The 18,584-nt window shown below is 73.0% G+C and carries 17 protein-coding genes; 12 read left to right on the forward strand and 5 right to left on the reverse strand.

Features of this window, described 5'->3' with window-relative positions; translation table 11 throughout:
- Window positions 1-13: 13 nt before the first annotated feature.
- Both ACFQ3T_RS08520 and ACFQ3T_RS08525 read right to left on the reverse strand, forming a co-directional pair.
- The gene (locus ACFQ3T_RS08520; protein ID WP_380722050.1) at window positions 14-1,045 is read right to left on the reverse strand and encodes a tetratricopeptide repeat protein; all 1,032 of its coding nucleotides are present in this window, start codon (window positions 1,043-1,045) and stop codon (window positions 14-16) included.
- 39 nt (window positions 1,046-1,084) lie between these two features.
- Entirely contained in the window at window positions 1,085-2,296 is a 1,212-nt protein-coding gene (locus ACFQ3T_RS08525) for a serine hydrolase domain-containing protein (protein WP_380722052.1), read from the reverse strand.
- Window positions 2,297-2,429: 133 nt separating this feature from the next.
- On the opposite strand from ACFQ3T_RS08525, the gene ACFQ3T_RS08530 reads away from it, so the two are divergent.
- The 4 genes from ACFQ3T_RS08530 (at window position 2,430) to ACFQ3T_RS08550 (ending at window position 5,348) form a co-directional block, all read left to right on the forward strand.
- Window positions 2,430-3,542: a sensor histidine kinase gene (locus ACFQ3T_RS08530; RefSeq protein ID WP_380722054.1), complete on the forward strand. Its 1,113-nt coding sequence runs from the start codon at window positions 2,430-2,432 to the stop codon at window positions 3,540-3,542.
- On the forward strand, window positions 3,539-4,231 hold the full coding sequence (locus ACFQ3T_RS08535) for a response regulator (RefSeq protein ID WP_380722056.1): 693 nt from the start codon (window positions 3,539-3,541) through the stop codon (window positions 4,229-4,231). The genes ACFQ3T_RS08530 and ACFQ3T_RS08535 overlap by 4 nt, the downstream gene beginning before the upstream one ends.
- A gap of 92 nt (window positions 4,232-4,323) precedes the next feature.
- Window positions 4,324-5,007: a hypothetical protein gene (locus ACFQ3T_RS37045; RefSeq protein ID WP_447009779.1), complete on the forward strand. Its 684-nt coding sequence runs from the start codon at window positions 4,324-4,326 to the stop codon at window positions 5,005-5,007.
- Window positions 4,974-5,348, forward strand: coding sequence for a hypothetical protein (locus tag ACFQ3T_RS08550; RefSeq protein ID WP_380722060.1), 375 nt, complete (start codon window positions 4,974-4,976; stop codon window positions 5,346-5,348). The genes ACFQ3T_RS37045 and ACFQ3T_RS08550 overlap by 34 nt, the downstream gene beginning before the upstream one ends.
- Before the next feature lie 168 nt (window positions 5,349-5,516).
- On the opposite strand, the gene ACFQ3T_RS08555 is transcribed toward ACFQ3T_RS08550, so the two are convergent.
- Window positions 5,517-6,545, reverse strand: coding sequence for a LacI family DNA-binding transcriptional regulator (locus tag ACFQ3T_RS08555; protein ID WP_380722062.1), 1,029 nt, complete (start codon window positions 6,543-6,545; stop codon window positions 5,517-5,519).
- A 380-nt stretch (window positions 6,546-6,925) separates the two neighbouring features.
- Between ACFQ3T_RS08555 and ACFQ3T_RS08560 the strand changes: the two genes are divergently transcribed.
- The 4 genes from ACFQ3T_RS08560 (at window position 6,926) to arfA (ending at window position 11,672) form a co-directional block, all read left to right on the forward strand.
- Window positions 6,926-8,239: an ABC transporter substrate-binding protein gene (locus tag ACFQ3T_RS08560; RefSeq protein WP_380722064.1), complete on the forward strand. Its 1,314-nt coding sequence runs from the start codon at window positions 6,926-6,928 to the stop codon at window positions 8,237-8,239.
- Window positions 8,240-8,327: 88 nt separating this feature from the next.
- A complete protein-coding gene (locus ACFQ3T_RS08565; RefSeq protein WP_380722066.1) occupies window positions 8,328-9,296 on the forward strand; it encodes a carbohydrate ABC transporter permease in 969 nt (322 codons plus the stop codon).
- On the forward strand, window positions 9,293-10,159 hold the full coding sequence (locus ACFQ3T_RS08570; RefSeq protein WP_380722068.1) for a carbohydrate ABC transporter permease: 867 nt from the start codon (window positions 9,293-9,295) through the stop codon (window positions 10,157-10,159). Before ACFQ3T_RS08565 ends, ACFQ3T_RS08570 begins: the two co-directional genes overlap by 4 nt.
- A 7-nt stretch (window positions 10,160-10,166) precedes the next feature.
- The gene (gene arfA, locus ACFQ3T_RS08575; RefSeq protein WP_380722070.1) at window positions 10,167-11,672 is read left to right on the forward strand and encodes an arabinosylfuranosidase ArfA; all 1,506 of its coding nucleotides are present in this window, start codon (window positions 10,167-10,169) and stop codon (window positions 11,670-11,672) included.
- Here the strand turns inward: arfA and ACFQ3T_RS08580 are convergent.
- Complete coding sequence (locus ACFQ3T_RS08580; protein ID WP_380722072.1) at window positions 11,656-13,785, reverse strand: MMPL family transporter; 2,130 nt, start codon at window positions 13,783-13,785, stop codon at window positions 11,656-11,658. The two genes, arfA and ACFQ3T_RS08580, sit on opposite strands and share 17 nt — an antisense overlap.
- Window positions 13,786-13,898: 113 nt before the next feature.
- Here ACFQ3T_RS08580 and ACFQ3T_RS08585 point away from each other — a divergent pair, with 113 nt between their 5' ends.
- The 4 genes from ACFQ3T_RS08585 to ACFQ3T_RS08600 all read left to right on the forward strand — a co-directional run bounded on the left by ACFQ3T_RS08585 (window position 13,899) and on the right by ACFQ3T_RS08600 (window position 17,279).
- Window positions 13,899-14,612, forward strand: a complete 714-nt coding sequence (locus ACFQ3T_RS08585; RefSeq protein ID WP_380722074.1) for a response regulator transcription factor — start codon at window positions 13,899-13,901, stop codon at window positions 14,610-14,612.
- Window positions 14,612-16,075, forward strand: coding sequence for a sensor histidine kinase (locus tag ACFQ3T_RS08590; protein WP_380722076.1), 1,464 nt, complete (start codon window positions 14,612-14,614; stop codon window positions 16,073-16,075). Before ACFQ3T_RS08585 ends, ACFQ3T_RS08590 begins: the two co-directional genes overlap by 1 nt.
- Window positions 16,059-16,334 carry a hypothetical protein gene (locus tag ACFQ3T_RS08595; RefSeq protein ID WP_380722078.1) on the forward strand — a complete coding sequence of 92 codons (276 nt, stop codon included), beginning with the start codon at window positions 16,059-16,061 and terminating at the stop codon, window positions 16,332-16,334. The genes ACFQ3T_RS08590 and ACFQ3T_RS08595 overlap by 17 nt, the downstream gene beginning before the upstream one ends.
- A gap of 117 nt (window positions 16,335-16,451) precedes the next feature.
- Window positions 16,452-17,279 (forward strand): alpha/beta fold hydrolase, encoded by an 828-nt coding sequence (locus ACFQ3T_RS08600; RefSeq protein WP_380722080.1) that lies wholly within the window; start codon window positions 16,452-16,454, stop codon window positions 17,277-17,279.
- Here ACFQ3T_RS08600 and ACFQ3T_RS08605 read toward each other — a convergent pair.
- Window positions 17,276-18,481 carry an MFS transporter gene (locus ACFQ3T_RS08605; RefSeq protein WP_380722082.1) on the reverse strand — a complete coding sequence of 402 codons (1,206 nt, stop codon included), beginning with the start codon at window positions 18,479-18,481 and terminating at the stop codon, window positions 17,276-17,278. The genes ACFQ3T_RS08600 and ACFQ3T_RS08605 overlap by 4 nt on opposite strands.
- Window positions 18,482-18,584: the final 103 nt, after the last annotated feature.

Below are 18,584 nucleotides of genomic sequence, written 5' to 3' on the forward strand. Positions count from 1 at the left end.
CCCCGCGGCGGCGTCAGCGGTCCCGCACGACCGCCCGCGCGGCACGGGTCACCGGGTGGTCGCCGAGCACCCGCTCGGCGACCGGCAGCAGCTTGCGGAACAGCGCGACGGCCTCCCGGTCGCGGGCCAGGTCGAGCAGCAGCCGGCCGAACTCCGCCGCGGTGACGAGCGTGCCCGGGTGCTGGGGCCCCAGCACCCGGCGGTGGTCGTGGACCAGGTCCCGGAACATCGCGGCCGCCTCGTCCGGCCGGCCCAGGCGGCCGACGAGGCGGGCGAGGGCGCCGCGGGCCACGAGCCCGCCGGGGCTGTCCGGGCCCTGCACCCGTTCGAGGTCGGCGACCACACCGCGCTGCGCCTCCTCCGCCACCGGGTGGCCGTGGTCGATGGCGAGCACCGCCAGCAACGTCCGGAGGTTGATCGTCCGCACGTGGTCGCGGCCGAGCGCGGCCTCGGCTTCCCGGAGCGCGGCCTGGTACTCGGCGACGGCGTCCAGCGGACGGCCGGCGGTGGCGAGCAGCCGGGCGAGCCGGCCCCGGTGGACCAGCGCCACGTCGTCCGTCACCTTCACCTTCCGGTGCAGTTCCAGCGCCTCGTCCAGCCGGTCGTGGCGGGCCAGGAACAGGAACAGCCCGTGCCGCAGGCGCGTGCTGAGGTCCGAGTGCTCACCGGTGGTGCCGACCGCCGTCCACAGCGCGGTCCGGTAGGTCCGCTCGGCCTCCTCGGTGACGCCGTGGGCGGAGAGCGCGGTCGCCAGCGCGCCGGCGGCCTCGAGGTGGAGCGGGTGCGTGCGGCCGAGCGCGTCCTCGAAGTCCGCGAGCACCCGGCGCAGCACCGGGACGCTGTCGGGGCGGTCGGGCGCTTCCTCCATGCACCGCACGAGGCTCAGGCCGAGCGCGGTCCGCTGCCCGGGGGTCGAGTCGTACCGCGACAGCAGCGCCGCGACCCGCTCGTCCACGGTGGCGCCGGCCAGGTCCGGTGGCATGTGGTTGGCGGAGAACAACTTCCTGACGAACTCGGTCTCCCCCTCGCGCCGGTTGCTCGTCATCGCCCGACCATCCCTTTGCTGGACTGTTGTGTTCCGTTTTCACGGGGTGGCGCCCGGACCGCAGAGCGCGTGGTCGACCAGGTCGACCGTGACGTCCTTGGTCGGTGCGGGGGTTCCCGTCTTCGGCACCATCGAGTCGGTGTTGACGGACACCACGACGCTGCGCGTGCCGTCGGGCGTGACGCCGTTGCGCGTCATGAAGCCGTGGATGTCGCCGCCGTGCGACCAGTGGCCGCCGCACGAGTTCGGCGTCCACATCAACCCGAGCCCGTACCGGGCGCCGGGCCACGCGCCGTCGAACTCGGCCGCGCGCACGGTCCTCGTCATCTCGGCGAGCTCGGCGGGCCGCAGGACCTCGCCGCCCAGCAGCGCCTGGAGGAACCGGTTCCCGTCCTCGGTCGTGCTGATCATGTCGCCGGCCGCGCCGCCCCACGACGGGTTGTACGTGGTCACGTCCACCGGCGCGCCCCACCGCGGGTCCGCCGGGTCGGCCTCCAGGCCCTTCTCGGGGAACCGCTGGTAGGCCACCGCGTGCGGCCGGGGGATGAACGGCGACGTGCCCGGCAGGTACGTGCCGCGCAACCCGAGCGGTTCCACGATCCGGACGCGCACCTCGTGCTGCCAGGTGTTCCCGGTGACCCGCTCGATGATCATCCCGGCCAGCGCGTACCCGGTGTTCGAGTAGCTCCAGCCCGTGCCGGGCGCGAAGGACGGCGGCTCGCGCATCGCCAGCGCGACGACCTCCTCCGGCCGCACCGTGCGCGACCGGTTCTCCTGGAAACCCCGTTCGAGGAACAGCTCCGGCATCCGGCCCACGTAGTTGTACAGCCCGCTGGTGTGCTGCAACAGCTGCCGCACGGTGATCTTCGTGCCGTCGTTGCCGTTCCCCGCGACCACGCCCGGCAGCCACCGCTCCACGCTGTCCTCAAGGGACAGTCGACCTTCGCCGACCAGCTGCAGCACGGTCGCCGCCACGAACGTCTTGGTGTAGCTGCCGATGCGGAACTTCGCCCGCCACGGCACCGGCGTCCGCGCCGCCACGTCGCCGTGTCCGCTGCGCACCCGCAGGGTTCCACCCGGGGTGTCCACCTCGACCAGCACGCCCGGCGCGCCCTGGTCGAGCAACGCGTCCGCGTGCCGTTGCAACGTCGTCGGGTCGGGTCGGGGGCCGGTCCGCCGGTCGGCGCTCGCCGTGCCCGCCGCGGTCAGCGCCAGCGCCGCGACCACCACTGTCGCACACAGTCGTTTCATGCCAAGGACGCTAGGCACGCGGACGTCGCGCGTCATCGCCCCGACACGGCATTTCCTCGTACCACCACAGGGGTACGGCGCATCCGACCGCGGGCTGGCGACGACGGCCACGACGTCCGACTACCGTGGGCGGGTGCTGGCGAAACTCGTCCCCATCCGGCTGGACCTGCTGCTGGCCGCCGTGCTGACCTGGCTCACCGTGGCCACGACGGTCAGCCACGGCGGCGGCCTCGGCTGGGACGCGTACGCGCTCGCCGGGCTCACCGTCGCGCCGATCGCGCTGAGGCAGCTCGCGCCGGTCACCACGATGGCGGTGATGCTCGGCGCGCTGACCGCGTACAGCCTGCTGGAGTACGACGGCCTGCCCAGCGCGGGCGTCGGCATCCTGGTCGGCATGTTCACCGTGGCCACGCTGCGGCCGCGGCACGTCGCGGCGCTCGTGTTCGTGGCGTCGGCGGTGGTCGTGGAGGGCGCGTTCGTGCGGCTCGCGGGCACGATCGTGTGGTCGGAGGTCGTCCAGTCGGTGCTGGTGGTGCTCGGCGCGTGGGTGCTCGGCGAGGGCACCAGGCGGTGGGCGGAACGCGCCGAGCGGCTGGCCGAGGAGGCGGCGCGGGCCGTCGCGGACGAACGGGTGCGCATCGCGCGGGAGCTGCACGACGTCGTGGCGCACCACATGTCCGTGATCTCGCTCCAGGCCGGCCTGGCGGAGTACGTGCTGGACACGGACCTGCCCACGGCGCGGCAGGCCATCGCGACCGTCGGCGACACCAGCCGCGAGGCGTTGACCGAGCTGCGCCGGCTGCTCGACGTGCTGCGGGTCGACCACGAGCACGACTACCAGCCCCAACCGGGCCTGGCGGCGCTGGACGAGCTGGTGGAACGGGCCAGGGGCGCGGGCCTGGCCGTGGACGTCGCCGTCACCGGCGAGGCCCGCGAGCTCCAGCCCGGACCGGACCTGTGCGCGTACAGGGTGGCGCAGGAGGCGCTGACCAACGTGCTGAAGCACGCCGGACCTGCGCGGGCGCGGATCGACGTCGAGTACGGGCCGCAGACGCTCGTGCTGAAGGTGACCGACGACGGCCGGGCCGACGGCGGCCCACCGGGCCCCGAGCACACCCCGCACGGCATCCGCGGCATGCGGGAACGCGCCGAGCTGTACGGCGGCGTGCTCACCGCCGGGCCGCTGGCGGACGGCGGGTTCGGCGTGGTCCTCCGCCTGCCGATGAACGAGGTGGCGGCCCGGTGACCATCCGCGTGCTCGTCGCCGACGACCAGGCCCTCATCCGCGCCGGCCTGGTGGCCCTGTTCACCGCCGCGCCCGGTTTCGACGTCGTGGGGGAGGCCGCCGATGGTGAACAGGCCGTCGCGCTCGCCCGCGACACCACGCCGGACGTCATCCTCATGGACATCCGGATGCCGGTGCTGGACGGCATCGCCGCCACCCGCCGCATCCTCGCCGAACACCGCGAGGACCCGCCGCGCGTGGTCGTGCTGACGACGTTCGACCTGCCCGAGTACGTCTACACCGCGCTGGGCGAGGGCGCGTCCGGCTTCCTGGTCAAGGACACCCCGCCGGCGCGCATCCTCTCCGCCGTCCGCACGATCGCCGCCGGCGACATCCTCATCGCGCCCCACATCACCCACCGGCTGATCGAGACCTACGCCCGCCACCACCGCGCGACCACTGCGGGCGCCCCGCGCCTGGCCGAGCTGACCGTGCGGGAGACCGAAGTGCTGCGGCTGGTCGGCAACGGGCTGACCAACGGGCAGATCGCCCAGCGGCTCGTGCTCAGCGAGGCCACCGTCAAGACCCACGTGAAGCGGACGATGGGCAAGCTCGGCCTGTCGAGCCGCGCGCAGGCCGTCGTGGTGGCGTACGAGAGCGGCCTCATCGTGCCCACCTCGGCGAACGGCGAGCGGCCCAGGGAGCGGTAGGCGGACCGGGTGCGAACTTCGGGGCCGAGTTGGTCGAACCCGGGCCGCCCGCCGCGGTGCGGCGGTCGTCCGGCGCGGCGGGGGTGCGGCACGTGACCGTCGTGGAGGAGGCGCACCGGCTGCTGAAGAACGTGCTGCCGGGCAGCCCCGCGTCGCATGCGGTGGAGATGTTCGCGGCGCTGCCGGCCGAGATCCGCGCTTACGGCGAGGGCGTCGTGATCGCCGAGCAGATCCCGGCCAAGATCATCCCGGACGTCCTGAAGAACACCGCGCTGAAGATCGTGCTCCGGATGCCCGCCGCCGACGACCGCGACGCGGTGGGCGCCACCATGAAGCTCGACGAGGTGCGGTCGCGGCACGTCGTGTCGTTGCCGCCCGGCCGCGCGGCCGTGTTCGCCGACGGCATGGACCGTCCCGTGCTGCTCGGCATCCCGCTCGGCGAGGACCGCGAGTCGCTCGACGTGCCGATGGGGGAGGTGCGCGGGATCGGCATGCACACGGTGGCGTGCCGGCCGCAGTGCCGTGACGCGCCGTGGACGTTGCGGCAGACGGCTTGCCGGCGCTCGGCCCGCTGGCCGTGGCGTGCGTCGCGCACGACCTCGGCATCGAGCTCACGGTCGAGTCGGAGTACGCCCCGAAGGCCCTTGTCGAGGGCGTCCGGGTGGGCGAGTGACCCTCGGGCGACCCGTGGGCCGCCGCACCCCGGCGACGGCGACGCGGGCGTTGACCTAGCATCGCGGACGTGGACACAACGCGGGTCGGCTGCTGGTCGGTGATCGCGCTCGTCGTGGCGCAAACGCTCGCGACCCTGTTGTCCGGCGGACCGGCCGAGCTGCGGCTCGTCGGCGTGCTCTTCAACGCCGCCGCCGCCCTCTCGACCTACCTGGTGCTGCGCCGCCCGACGCGCAACCGGTGGCCGCTCGTCGGCTGGACCGCCGGGTTCTTCGGCTGGCACGCGACGGGTCTGCTCACCCTGGGTGGACTGGTGACGACCGGCCTCGACGCGTTGTTCCTCGTCGGGACGAACACCCCGATCGCCATGCTCTACCAGGCGGTGCTGGCGACGCTGGCGGGCTTCGCCGTCCACCTGCTCCTGCCGCGGCCCAACCGAACCTGACCGCCCCGCCGCCGCCACCGTCGCAACGCGAACGCTGGGCCGCACGAACGCGGGCCGCACGAACGCGGCGGCGCTCGGGCGAGCCGGTGTACCCCGGCCCGCACGAGCGCGACGTCACCAGTCGATGGAAAGCGCTTTCCCATCGGCACTGCACCACCACCGGCGGGGTCAGCCTCGGGCGGAACGGCCGAGGGTGCTCTGGCGCGCGATGAGCCGGTGCGCGGCCCGCACCTCCACGCCGGGGAGCGGTTCGGTGCTGCCGATGCGCGCCAGCAGCCGCTCCACCGCCGTGGCCGCTATGGTCACCTTGTCCGGCGAGATGGTGCTGATCGTCGGGTTGGAGTAGCGGCCTTCCTCGATGTCGTCGTACCCGATGAGCGCGATGTCCTCCGGCACCCGCAGCCCGCGTTCCAGCACCTCGTGCAGCGCGCCCAGCGCGACCAGGTCGCTGTAGCAGAACACCGCGTCCGGCGGGTCCGCGCGGTCGAGGAGGAGGCGCATCGCGCCCGAGCCGTCGGCCCGGTTGAACCGGGGCGTGTGGATGATCAGCGACTCGTCCACCGGCAGGCCGGCTTCGGCGTGCGCCTGCCGGTAACCGAGCGTGCGCAGCTGCGCGGCCTCGCCGGTCGGGTACGGCTGGTCGCCGATGGCCGCGACCCGACGTCGCCCGAGGCCGATCAGGTGCGCGGTGGCCTCCCGCGACGCCGCCACGTCGTCGATCCCGACGTGGTCGAACGTGCCGTTCGACGACCGCTCGCCGAGCACCACCAGCGGCAGCGTGGGATCGCTGTCGTCCAGGTCCTCCTGGGCGAGCCCGAGCGGGCTGAAGATCATGCCGTCGAACAGGAACGCCCGCGCGCCGCGCCGGATCAGCTCCCGCTCGTGCGCCGGGTCGCCGTCGGTCTGGTCGATGAGCACGTTGTAGCCGCGCTCGCGCGCCCTGGGGATGATGGCCTGCAGCAGTTCGGCGAAGTAGGGCGTGTCGAGGTACGGCACGACCACGGCGATCTGGCCGGACCGGCCGTTGGCCAGGTTCCGGGCGAGGACGTTGGGCCGGTAGCCCAGCTCCTCGATCGCCCGCTCGACCTTCTCGCGGGTCCGCTCGGTGACGCGGGCGTACCCGTTGACGACGTTCGACACCGTTCGCGCGGACACGCCCGCAAGCTCGGCTACGTCACGCAGCGTGGCGTCGCGCATGGTTCTCCTCCGTTGGACCAGCGCGGCGGCCCCACCGCTACAGCGCTGCAAAGCAGTGTGCCCGGCGACGTGCCGTCCGGACAAGCCCCGGCCGTCACGGCGCGCCGTCGTGTTAAATCTCGTTTGGATTAAGTTCAAGTGAGGTCTTGCAGCGCAGCAAAACGCCGTCCATAGTCCTTTGCAGCGCAGCAAGCCCCGGTGCCACGGCGGCAGCCACGGTCGGTTCCCCGGAACCCGCCGGCCGTGGCGCAGCACCCACCGACCTCAACGGCACCAGTTCGCGCCTCGCGGGGTCGCCGCACACCACTGCACGTCTCGCTCACGCACCGTGATGGCGGTCGCGCATGCCCGGAAGCATGCCGCGACGGAAAGGCGCACCTATGCACGGCACCACCTGGTTGGCGAAACTCCGAGGGGGGCTCGCCGTCTGCGGCCTGCTCGCCGTGGCCGCGTGCGGCGGGGCCGGCGGCGACGACGGCGGACCCGTTCGCGTGTCGGTCTGGGCCTGGTACCCGGAGTTCAAGGGCGTGGTGGACGCGTTCAACGCCTCGCACAAGGACATCCAGGTCGACTGGACCAACGTCGGTACCGGGCCCGACCAGTACGCCAAGCTCAAGACTGCGTTCACCGCGGGCAAGGGCGCGCCGGACGTCGCGATGGTGGAGTTCCAGCAGATCCCCACCTTCATCATCCTCGACGCCCTGGTCGACATGGGCGAGCACGGCGCGAACGACGACAAGGACCTCTACGCCGAGTGGGCGTGGAGCCAGGCCACCGACGGCGAGAAGGTCTACGCGATCCCCGTCGACGGCGGCCCGATGGCGCTGATGTACCGCAAGGACCTCTTCGACCAGCACGGCATCCCGGTGCCGACCACGTGGGCCGAGTACGCCGACGCCGCCGCGAGGATCAAGGCCGTCGACCCGAACGCGCACATCGCGAGCTTCGGCAGCGACGGCGGCTGGATCAACGGCCTGATGTGGCAGTCCGGCTGCCGCCCGTACGGCTACTCGCGGGCCACCGCCAAGGACCAGGTGAAGATCAACCTGACCGCGCCGGAGTGCCGGCGGGTCTTCGACCTGTACGGCGACCTGGTCGACAAGGGCCTCATGGCCAAGGACCCGTTCTTCACCGCCGACGCCACCGCCGCGCTGGACTCCGGCAAGTACTGGACGTGGGCCGCGGCCGGCTGGACCCCCGGCTACGTCGCCGGCTCGCTGAAGAACACGGCCGGCAAGTGGGCCGTCGCCCCGATGCCGCAGTGGACGGCGGGCGCCGACGAGCAGGGCGACTGGGGCGGCTCGACGTTCACCGTCACCAAGCAGGCCAAGAACCCGGCGGCGGCGACCACCGTGGCGCGTGAGCTGTTCGGCAAGTCCAAGGCGGCCTGGGACATCGGGCTGAACAAGGCGTTCCTCTACCCGCTGGTGAAGGACGTCGCGGCGGACCCGGCGTTCACCGGCAAGGCCTACGAGTTCTTCAACGGCCAGAAGGTGAACGAGATCTTCGTGCCGGTGTCGAACAAGCTGGGCGAGTTCCAGTACACGCCGTTCCAGGACTTCGTGTTCGGCGAGCTGAACGACCGCAGCGCCGAGGCGATGGCGGGCAGCAGGCCGTGGAGCACGGTGCTGGAGGAGACGCAGAAGAACGTCGTCGCCTACGCCGAGCAGCAGGGCTTCAAGGTCGCCAGGTGATGCCCGGCCCGGCCCGTCGCGGCGCGACCACGCCGCGGCGGGCCGACCACCACCCCGTTCCCGTTCGGGCCCAGTCAGGAGGTTCCCCGTGACCCGGTCCACACCGATCACGGCGCCCGAGGCCGACGAACCGCCACCGCCCGTCCTGGTCGAGTCGCGGGCGCGGTCCCGGCGCGGGTCGCGCCGCGTCACCGCGCACCCGGTCGCCGGAGCGCTGTTCGTCCTGCCGTTCTTCCTCGTCGTCGTGGCGTTCCTGGTGGTGCCGCTCGCGTACGCGTTCTGGCTCAGCCTGTCCAGCAAGAGCCTCGCGCTGGGCACCCGGTTCACCGGCGTCGACAACTACGTGCGCGCGTTCACCGATCCGATGCTGCTGGACGGCCTGCTGCGGGTCGTCCTCTTCGGACTCGTGCAGATCCCGGTCATGCTCGGCCTGGCGCTCGCGGGCGCGCTCGTGCTCGACGCCGTGACGACGAGGTTCGCCCTGGCGTTCCGGCTCATCGCGTTCATGCCCTACGCCGTGCCCGCCGTCGTCGGCGCGCTCATGTGGGGCTTCCTGTACAGCCGCACGTTCGGCCCGTTCGCGGACCTGCCGACGCTCGTCGGCGGCGACCCGATCGACTTCTTCAGCGTCTCGCTGCTGCTGGTGTCGCTCGGCAACATCGTGACGTGGGCGTGGACCGGCTACAACATGATCATCCTGTACTCGGCGCTGCAGGGCGTGCCGCGCGAGATGTACGAGGCCGCGGTGATCGACGGCGCCACGCCGGTGCAGGTCGCGTTGCGGGTCAAGGTCCCCGCCATCAAGCAGGCGATCTCGCTGGCCGCGATCTTCACCGTCATCGGCACCATGCAGTTCTTCACCGAGCCTGCGATCATGGCGCGGTTCGCGCCGCAGATCTCCGCCGGGTACACGCCCAACCTGTACGCCTACAACCAGGCGTTCGCCTACTCGGACTTCCACTACTCGGCCGCGCTGTCGTTCGCCCTCGGTTTCCTGGTGTTCGTGGTGGCCTACGTGTTCGTGTTCGTCAACCGTCGGCGAGGTGCGCGGAAGTGAACGTCGGCGGAGCTGGCAACCAGACCAGGGTGAAGACCCGACTGCCGCACCTGTTCATGGGTGTGGGCATCCTCTACTTCCTCGTCCCGCTGCTGTGGGTGGTCGTCGCGGCCACCAAGAGCCAGCCGGACCTGCTCGACAGCCCGGCGCTGTGGTTCGCCGAGTTCAACCTGTTCGAGAACATCGGGCAGCTGTTCCGCGAGGACGACGGCGTCTACGGCAAGTGGCTGCTCAACACGGCCCTGTACTCGGGGCTGAGCGCCCTCGGCGCGACCGCGCTGGCCGCCGCGGCGGGCTACGGCCTGGCCCGGTTCCGGTTCCCCGGCAAGCGCTTGTTCGAGACGGCGCTGCTCGGCATGATCATGGTGCCGGCCACCGCGCTGGTGCTGCCGACGTACCTGATCCTGTCGGAGGTCGACCTGGTCGACACGATGTGGGCGGTCATCCTGCCGTCGTTGCTCAGCCCGTTCGGCGCGTACCTGGTCCGCGTGTACGTGGACGAGAGCGTGCCGGTGGAGCTGATCGACGCCGCGCGCATCGACCGCGCCGGCGAGCTGCGCATCTTCTGGCAGATCGTGGTGCCGATGATGCGTCCCGCGATCGTCACCGTCTTCCTGTTCACGCTGGTGGCGACGTGGAACAACTACTTCCTGCCGCTGGTGATGCTCAGCGACTCCGAGCTGTACCCGCTGACCGTGGGGTTGACCACCTGGTTCAACACCGCGCAGCAGGAGGCGGGCACCCGGATGCTGTTCAACCTCGTCGTGACCGGCTCACTGCTGGCCATCGTCCCGCTCGTCGTCGCCTTCGTCCTGCTGCAGCGCTTCTGGCGCAGCGGCGCGGCCGCAGGCGCCTTGAAGTAGGAGAAACGTGCTCAACGCCTCCCTGGTCCTCAGCCCCGACTACGTCATCGCGCCCGTGCGCCGCCGGCTCTTCGGGTCGTTCGTCGAGCACATGGGCCGCTGCGTCTACACCGGCATCTACGAACCCGGCCACCCGACCGCCGACGAGGACGGCTTCCGCGGCGACGTGCTCGCCCTCACCCGCGAGATGGGCGTGGAGCTGGTCCGCTACCCCGGCGGCAACTTCGTGTCCGGCTACCGCTGGGAGGACGGCATCGGGCCCGTCGCCGACCGCCCGGTGCGCCGCGAACTGGCCTGGCACAGCATCGAGACGAACGAGGTCGGCATCGACGAGTTCGCCCGCTGGGCCCGCAAGGCCGACGTCGAGGTGATGTACGCGGTGAACCTCGGCACCCGCGGCGTCGAGGAAGCGCTCGACGTGCACGAGTACCTGAACCACGAGGGCGGCACGCACCTCTCGGAGCTGCGCCGCGCCAACGGTTCCAAGGCGCCGCACGGCGTGAAGCTGTGGTGCCTCGGCAACGAGCTGGACGGCCCGTGGCAGCTCGGCCACAAGACCGCGCACGAGTACGGCCGGTTGGCCGCCGAGACCGCGCGGGCGCTGCGGCAGGCCGAGCCGGACCTGGAACTGGTGGCGTGCGGCAGCTCCAGCTCGTCCATGCCGACGTTCGGCGAGTGGGAGTCCACCGTCCTGGAGCTGACCTACGACCAGGTGGACCACATCTCGTGCCACGCCTACTACGAGGTGCTGGACGGCGACGTGGACAGCTTCCTCGCCTCGGCGCTGGACATGGACCACTTCATCGACAGCGTGGTCGCCACGGCGGACGCGGTCGGCGCGCGGCTGAAGAGCAGCAAGAAGATCACGCTGTCGTTCGACGAGTGGAACGTCTGGTACCTGAAGCGGTTCCAGGCCGAGCCGCGCACGGAGTGGGAGGTCGCGCCGCGGGTCATCGAGGACCAGTACGACGTCACCGACGCCGTGGTCGTCGGCAACCTGCTGATCTCGTTGCTGCGCCACAGCGACCGGGTGGCGGTGGCGTGCCAGGCGCAGCTGGTCAACGTGATCGCGCCGATCCGCAGCGAGCCCGGCGGCCCGGCGTGGCGGCAGACGACCTTCCACCCGTTCGCGCTGACGTCACGGCTGGCGCGGGGCCAGGTGCTGCGGGTGGAGACGACCTCGCCGACGTACGAGACCAAGCGCTTCGGCGAGGTCCCGGTGGTCGACGCGGTCGCCACGCACGACCCCGAGTCCGGCGACACGGTGGTGTTCGTGGTCAACCGGCACCGGTCGGAGCCGGTGGACCTGCGGGTCGGCCTGGCCGCGTTCGGCGACGTCGAGGTGGCCGAGGCGTGGACGGTCCACGACCCGGACGGCTCGGCCACCAACACCGAGTCCAACCCGGACCGCGTCGTCCCGAAGCCCCACCCGGCGACCGTCGCGGACGGCGACCTCACGGCCGTCCTGCCGCCCGTCTCGTGGACCGCGGTGAGGCTCAGCGCCCGTTCGTGACGGCCGGGCGCACCGGTGAGGGCGGCACGCGGAGCACGCGTGCCGCCCACCCCGGCAGCCACCAGTTCCACCGGCCCATCATCGCCACCGTCGCCGGCACGAGGACGGCGCGGATCAGCGTGGCGTCCAGCACGATCCCCAGCGACACCCCGGACGCGAAGATCGCCACGTCCAGCTCGCCGCCGGCCGCCATGGACGCGAACGAGAAGAACAGGATGAGCGCCGCGCACGTCACGAGCCTGCCGGTGCGACCGATGCCCGCGACGACGGCCTGCCGCGTGCTCCCGGTCCGGTCGTGCTCCTCGCGCATCCTGGCGATGATGAACACCTCGTAGTCCATCGTCAGCCCGTACAGGAACGCGAACACGGTCACCGGGACGAACGTGCCGATCGCGCCGTCCGGCTGGAGGCCGAGCACCGCCTCGGTGCCCCAGCCCCACTGCCACACCACGACCAGCGCGCCGAGCACCGCGCCCAGCGACAGCAGGTTCAGCAGGATCGCCTTGAGCGGCAGCAGGAGCGAGCGGAACGCCCTGGCGAGCAGGACGAACGTGGCCGCGGCGAGCAGCGCGAGCATCCACGGGAACGCCGAGTACGTCACGTCGACGTAGTCCAGCTGTTGGGTGGCGTTCCCGCCGACGAGCACCCCGTCCGGCACGGCCGCGCGCACCGCCCGGACCAGGTCCTCGCCCGCGTCGGCGCCGCCCTCGGGCACCGGCAGCACGGTCACCAGCGCCGAGCCGTCGACGCGCCACCGGTCGTCGTCGGGAGCCGTGACGGCGTGCACGCCCGGCACGTCCGCGAGGGCCGCCGCGACCGCGCCCGGATCGCGCCCCGGCGGCACGAACACGTCGAACGACGTCAGCACACCGGACGGGACGCCCGCCTCCCGCAACGCCGCCAGCCCGTCGTGCCCGCTGCCCGAGCGGGCCAGGTCGCCGGTCACGGGGACGCTGAGGTTCACGCCCAACCCGATCACCGACAGGCCGACCAGGGCCGCGGCGGCGAGCACCGCGGCCGGCACGCGCCGCCGCACCACGACGCGCGCCCACGCCGTCCACGCCCGGCTCGCCGCCTCCTCCCGTTCGAGCTTCCCGGGGCGGGCCTTGGCCAGCAGGAGCGGCAGCACCGTGAGCGACACGAGCGCGCTCGCGAGCGTCACCACCATCCCGCCGACGCCGAGGCTGCGCAGCAGCGGGATCGGCAGCACCACCATGGTCACCAGCCCGATCGCCACCGCGCCGCCGCTGAACACGATCGCGTGCCCCGCCGTGGCCATCGCCCGGTGCACGGCCTCGTCGCCGTCCCGGCCGAGCGCCCGTTCCTCGCGCCAGCGGGTCACCAGGATCAGCGCGTAGTCCACCGCGATGCCGATCCCGAACAGCGGCAGCATGATCACCGTCGTCTCGTGGACGTCGATCACCGCGCTCGCCGCCAGCAGCCCGAGGAACGACACGGGCACCGCGACGAACGCCGTGAGCAGCGGCACGAGCGCGAGGGCCGAGCGGAACACTAAGGCCAGCACGGCGATCGCGGCGGCGAGGGTGATGAGCAGCTTCAGCGGCACGTCGAGCCCGCCGGTGTCCGCGCCCGTCGCCAGCGCGTCGAGCCCGGTCACGTGCAGCAGCGCGCCGTCCGGCAGGTGCGGGCGCATGGCGTCGGCGACGACCGCCCCCAGGTCCGACCCCTCGCCGAGCGCGCTGCCGGGCAGACCGCCCTGCTCGACCTGCGGCCCGAAGACCAGGCCGAACGTGGTCGTGCCGCCGTCGCCGACGAACGCGCGGTCGCCGGTGTCGGCGTACGACACGACGCGGGCGTCGTCCGGGATCGCGTCGAACGCGTCGGCCAACGCCTCCCGCACGCCCGGCGAGTCCACCGTGACCCCGTCCGGGAGCGTGACGACCGGGACGAACGGCCGTTCGTAGCCCCCGGTGCCGTAGGTGGCCGTGATCCTCTGGTTGGCCTCGTAGCCGGGCAGGCCGGGGTAGTCGTTGCGCTCGGACGTGGCCGGCAGCAGCAGGGCGAGCGCGCCGCAGCCGGCGAGCAGCAGCGCGACGGCGAGCGCGCCGACCGGTCGTCGGTGCCCGAGCACGAATCGGGACAGTTTCTCCATGCCGACCAGCCCACCAGCGCGATCTTCGGGCGGCGTGCGAGCGCTCTGGGAGTTCTCTGTGAAAAAGCGGCCTCCGCGGTCGATCCGGGTCACCCCTGCACGAGACTGGCCCGGTGACACCACCACCGCCGCGCGTCCTCGTCGTCGACGACGAGAGGTACCTGGCCGACCTGGTCGCCACGGCGTTGCGCTACGAGGGCTTCGAGACGGCCGTGGCGTCGACCGCCGCGGAGGCCCGGACCACGTCGTTCGCGCCGGACCTGCTCGTGCTGGACGTGGTGCTGCCCGACGGGTCCGGCATCGACCTGTGCCGCGAGCTGCGCCGGACCGGGCAGCGCGCGCCCGTCGTGTTCCTCACCGCCCGCGACGCCACCGAGGACAAGATCACCGGGCTCACGGCGGGCGGCGACGACTACGTGACCAAGCCGTTCAGCATCGAGGAGCTGGTGGTGCGGGTGCGGGCGGTGCTGCGCCGCACGCGTCCCGGCGAGTGGCCGGGGGAGCGGCTGCGGTTCGCGGACCTGGAGGTGGACGAGGACGCGCACACCGTGCGGCGGCACGGCGAGCCGATCGACCTCACGCCGACCGAGTTCAAGCTCCTGCGCTACCTCGTCGCGAACGCCGGCCGGGTGCGGTCGAAGCGGCAGATCCTCGACCACGTGTGGGAGTACGACTTCGGCGGCAACGACGGGGTCGTCCAGACGTACATCTCCTACCTGCGGCGGAAGGTGGACGCGTTCGACCCCCCGCTGATCCACACCGTCCCGCGTGTCGGGTACGTCGTGCGGCTGCCGGAGAACCGGCCCCCGCGGCCCGGGCGGGCCTGATGTCGTTGCGGGCCAGGCTGGTGCTGACCGTCGTCGGGTTGCTCGCGCTCGGCCTGGCGGTGTCGGTGGGGGCGATCTTCGGCGCGTTGCAGGACTGGTCCGGCGACCAGAACGACGACGTGCTCACCGCCGTGGGCCGCGACTTCCGGCGCGAACTGCTCGCGGGCCCCGGCGCACCCCAGAACGGCGTGGTCACGGACGGCGTGGTGACGCGGGTGTGGCGGGACGCGGCGGCGCACGGCGACATCCCGTCGTTCTTCCAGGTCCGAAGCCCGGACGGGCGGGTGCGGCACACCACGGCGTTCGGTGCGGCGCCGGCGCTGCCGGACCCGTTGACCGACGCCTTGTGGCCCGCGGCGGTGACGGCGGAGAACCCGGACGGCGGCCGGTTCGCGGACGTCGGCGAACCGCGCTGGCTGGTGCGGACGTCACGGGTGGGCGAGCACGGCGACATCCTCGTGGTGGCGATGCCGGCCGCGAAGTCGGACGAGCTCCTCGACCGGGTGCGCAACGTCGCCGTCGGGTCGAGCGCGGTGGCGCTGCTGGCGGTGGCGTACCTGTCGTGGCGGGCGGTGCGGAGGGCCCTGCGTCCCCTGACGGGCATCTCGGCGACCGCGGCGGCCATCGGCTCGGGCGACCTCACCCGCCGGGTGGGGGGCGCGGGCGCGCGCACGGAGGTCGGGCGGCTCGGTGACGCGCTGAACGCGATGCTCGGCCAGCTGGAGTCGGCGTTCCGGGAGCGGGAGGCGTCCGAGGACCGGCTGCGCCGGTTCGTCGCCGACGCGTCGCACGAGCTGCGCACCCCGATCGCCACCATCCGCGGGTACGCCGAGCTGTTCCGGCGCGGCGCGGCCCGCCGCCCCGACGACCTCGACGTGGCGATGCGCCGGATCGAGTCGGAGGCCGAGCGCATGGGGTCGCTGGTGGACGAGCTGCTGCTCCTGGCGCGCCTCGACCAGGGCCGGCCGCTGTCGCGCGACCCGGTCGAGCTGACCGACCTGGCCGCCGACGCCGTCGCCGACGCCCTGACCGCGTGGCCGGACCACCCGGTGGAGCTGGACCACGACGAGCCGGTGACCGTGGCGGGCGACCGCGACCGGCTGCGCCAGGTGCTGGGCAACCTGCTGGCGAACGTCGCCCGCCACACCCCGCCCGGCACGACGGCGCGGGTCAGCGTGCGCGCCGAGGGCGACCACGCCGTGATCGCGGTGTCCGACGACGGTCCGGGCCTGACCGAGGAGGAGTGCTCGCACGTGTTCGAGCGGTTCTACCGCGCCCCGACCGCCCGCGCCGACCACGGGGGCGCGGGGCTGGGTCTGTCGATCGTGGCCGCCGTGGCCGCCGCGCACGGCGGCCGGGCCACCGTCGCCTCGACCCCCGGCCGGGGCACGACGGTCGCGATAACCCTTTCCCCCGCCCGGCCCGGCGCTGCCAGGCTCCCCGACCATGACGACGACACGTGAGCTGCTGCTGATCGGCGGCGGCGCGGGGGTGGGGAAGTCCAGCGTCGGCTGTGACATCAGGTGCACGGTGCTGCTCACCGCCGAGGACGCCACCGTCCGGGAACGGCTCGCGCACTGGGAGGTCGGCTCCCGGCTCGCGCCGCACGTCGACCGCAGCCGCGCCACGGCGGAAGCGCCCGCGCGCAGCGTCCACGTCGCCACGGACGGCAAGTCGGTCGTCGGGATCGCCCACGAGGTGCCGGCCGCCGCGGCGTGGTGACCGCCGACCTGCGACGGCCGACCCTGCGACGGCTGACTCTGCCGCGGCTGGCCCTGCGGCGGACGCCGGGCTGCGGGAAGGTGTGGCGCACAGGCACCGTTCCGGGAGGATCCACAGATGAACCACACGTCGACCGCCACCGTCGCGACCCTGCGGGTCCCCGACGCGTCGCTGCACTACGAGGTGCGGGGCGACGGGCCGCTCGTGGTGCTCGTCGGCGCGCCGATGGACGCCAGGGCGTTCGAGCCGCTGGCCGACCTGCTCGCCGCCGACCACACCGTGCTCACCACGGACCCGCGCGGCATCAACCGCAGCGAGGTGGACGACCGGGAGCGCGACTCGACGCCCGAGCTGCGCGCCGACGACCTCGCCCGCCTCATCGCCCACCTCGACGTCGGCCCGGCGGTGGTGCTGGGATCGAGCGGCGGCGCGGTCAGCGCCCTGGCCCTCGCGCAGGCCCACCCGGAGCTGGTGCGCACGGTGATCGCGCACGAGCCGCCGCTGGACGAGCTGGTGGAGGACCGCGAGGAGCTGCGGGAGCGGACCGACGACATGATCGCCACCTACCTGGCGGGCGATCGCCTGGGCGCGTGGCGCAAGTTCCTCGCCATCGCGGACATCGACATGCCCGTCGAGGCGGTCGAGCAGATGTTCGGCGGCGACGGCGACCCGCAGGACCGCGCGGACGAGCACTACCAGTACACGCGGATGCTGCGGCCGACCGTCGAGTTCGTGCCGGACGTGGAGGCGCTGCGCGCGTCGGGGGCGCGGATCGTCGTCGCCATCGGCGAGGCGTCGGGCGGGCAGCTGTGCGAGCGCACGTCGCAGGCGCTGGCCGAGCGGCTCGGCGTCGAGCCCACGACGTTCCCCGGCAGCCACATCGGGTTCGTCGAGGACCCGGAGCGGTTCGCCGCCCGCCTCCGCGAGGTGGTGGCCGAGGGCTAGGCGGACGCGCGGGCGCGGCGGTCGACCACGACCGACAGGGCGGCCACCGCCAGCCCGGACAGGCTCAGCGCGACACCGACCCACGCCGTGGACGTGTAGCCCCAGCCTGCCGCGATGGCGAGGCCGCCCAGCCACGCGCCCGCGCCGTTGGCGATGTTCAGCGCCGAGTGGTTGGACGACGACGCCAGCGACGGCGCGTCCGGCGAGGCGTCCATCAGCCGCACCTGGAGCGCCGAGGCGAGGACCTGCGACACGAGCCCGAGCAGGAACACCGTGGCGAACGCCATCACCGGCGACGTCGCCGTGAGCGCGAACAGCACCAGCACGGCGGTCACCGCGATCATCGAGCCGAACACGGTGCCCATCACGGACCGGTCCACGAACCGGCCGCCGGTGGTCGCGCCGAGCGTCATGCCGAGCCCGAACACCGCCAGCACCCACGGCACGGCGCCCGCGGACAGGCCGGTGACCTCCGTGGTGATCGGCGAGACGTAGGAGTAGACGGCGAACATGCCGCCGAACCCGACCATGCCCATGACCAGCGCGAACCACACCTGCGGGCGGCGGAACGCGCGGAGTTCGGCGGCCACGCCCGCGTCCCGCGCGGCGGGGATGCGGGGCAGCCACCTCGCCACCGACAACGCCGTCACGACCGCGATCGCCGACACCGCGAAGTAGGCGACGCGCCAGCCGATCTGCTGCCCGGCGGCGGTGGCGACCGGCACGCCGACGAGGTTCGCCACGGTGAGGCCGACCATGATCCGGGCGACCGCCGTGCCACGCCGCTCCGGCGGCACGAGGGTCGTCGCGACCACGGCGGCGATGCCGAAGAACGCGCCGTGCGGCAGGCCGGCCACGAACCGGGAGATCATCAGCAGGGTGGCGTTCGGCGCGACGGCGGACAGCCCGTTGCCGACGGCCAGGGCGATCGTGAGGCCGATGAGCAGGCCCTTGCGCGGCAGCTTCGCGGCCAGGCCGGCGATGAGCGGCGCGCCGACGACGACGCCGAGCGCGTAGAGGCTGATCGCGTGGCCCGCGGCGGGGATGGAGAGGTCGAACGTCGCCGCCATCTGCGGCAGCAGGCCCATGGTGGCGAACTCGGTGGTGCCGATGGCGAAGCCGCCGAGCGCGAGCGCCCCCATGGCCGCGCCGCCGTTGCGTCCGCGCCGGGTCGCCGCGGGCTGGACGGCCGTCGCTGTCATCGCGTCGCTCCTGTCGTCTGTCCCGTGTCGACAGTGACCGCGCGACGTGGCTTGCCGGGCTGAGGTGGCTTGCTTAGCTGTGGCTTGCTTAGCTACGGAAACG

The sequence above is a fragment of the Saccharothrix hoggarensis genome, from assembly GCF_042678885.1.
GTDB lineage: Bacteria > Actinomycetota > Actinomycetes > Mycobacteriales > Pseudonocardiaceae > Actinosynnema > Actinosynnema hoggarensis.

Coding starts and splice junctions, on each gene's coding strand:
- ACFQ3T_RS08580 (WP_380722072.1), bottom strand. CDS start 13,785: ATGGAGAAACTGTCCCGATTCGTGCTCGGGCACCGACGACCGGTCGGC.
- ACFQ3T_RS08590 (WP_380722076.1), top strand. CDS start 14,612: ATGTCGTTGCGGGCCAGGCTGGTGCTGACCGTCGTCGGGTTGCTCGCG.
- ACFQ3T_RS08600 (WP_380722080.1), top strand. CDS start 16,452: ATGAACCACACGTCGACCGCCACCGTCGCGACCCTGCGGGTCCCCGAC.
- ACFQ3T_RS08520 (WP_380722050.1), bottom strand. CDS start 1,045: ATGACGAGCAACCGGCGCGAGGGGGAGACCGAGTTCGTCAGGAAGTTG.
- ACFQ3T_RS08555 (WP_380722062.1), bottom strand. CDS start 6,545: ATGCGCGACGCCACGCTGCGTGACGTAGCCGAGCTTGCGGGCGTGTCC.
- ACFQ3T_RS08605 (WP_380722082.1), bottom strand. CDS start 18,481: ATGACAGCGACGGCCGTCCAGCCCGCGGCGACCCGGCGCGGACGCAAC.
- ACFQ3T_RS08525 (WP_380722052.1), bottom strand. CDS start 2,296: ATGAAACGACTGTGTGCGACAGTGGTGGTCGCGGCGCTGGCGCTGACC.
- ACFQ3T_RS08560 (WP_380722064.1), top strand. CDS start 6,926: ATGCACGGCACCACCTGGTTGGCGAAACTCCGAGGGGGGCTCGCCGTC.
- ACFQ3T_RS08595 (WP_380722078.1), top strand. CDS start 16,059: ATGACGACGACACGTGAGCTGCTGCTGATCGGCGGCGGCGCGGGGGTG.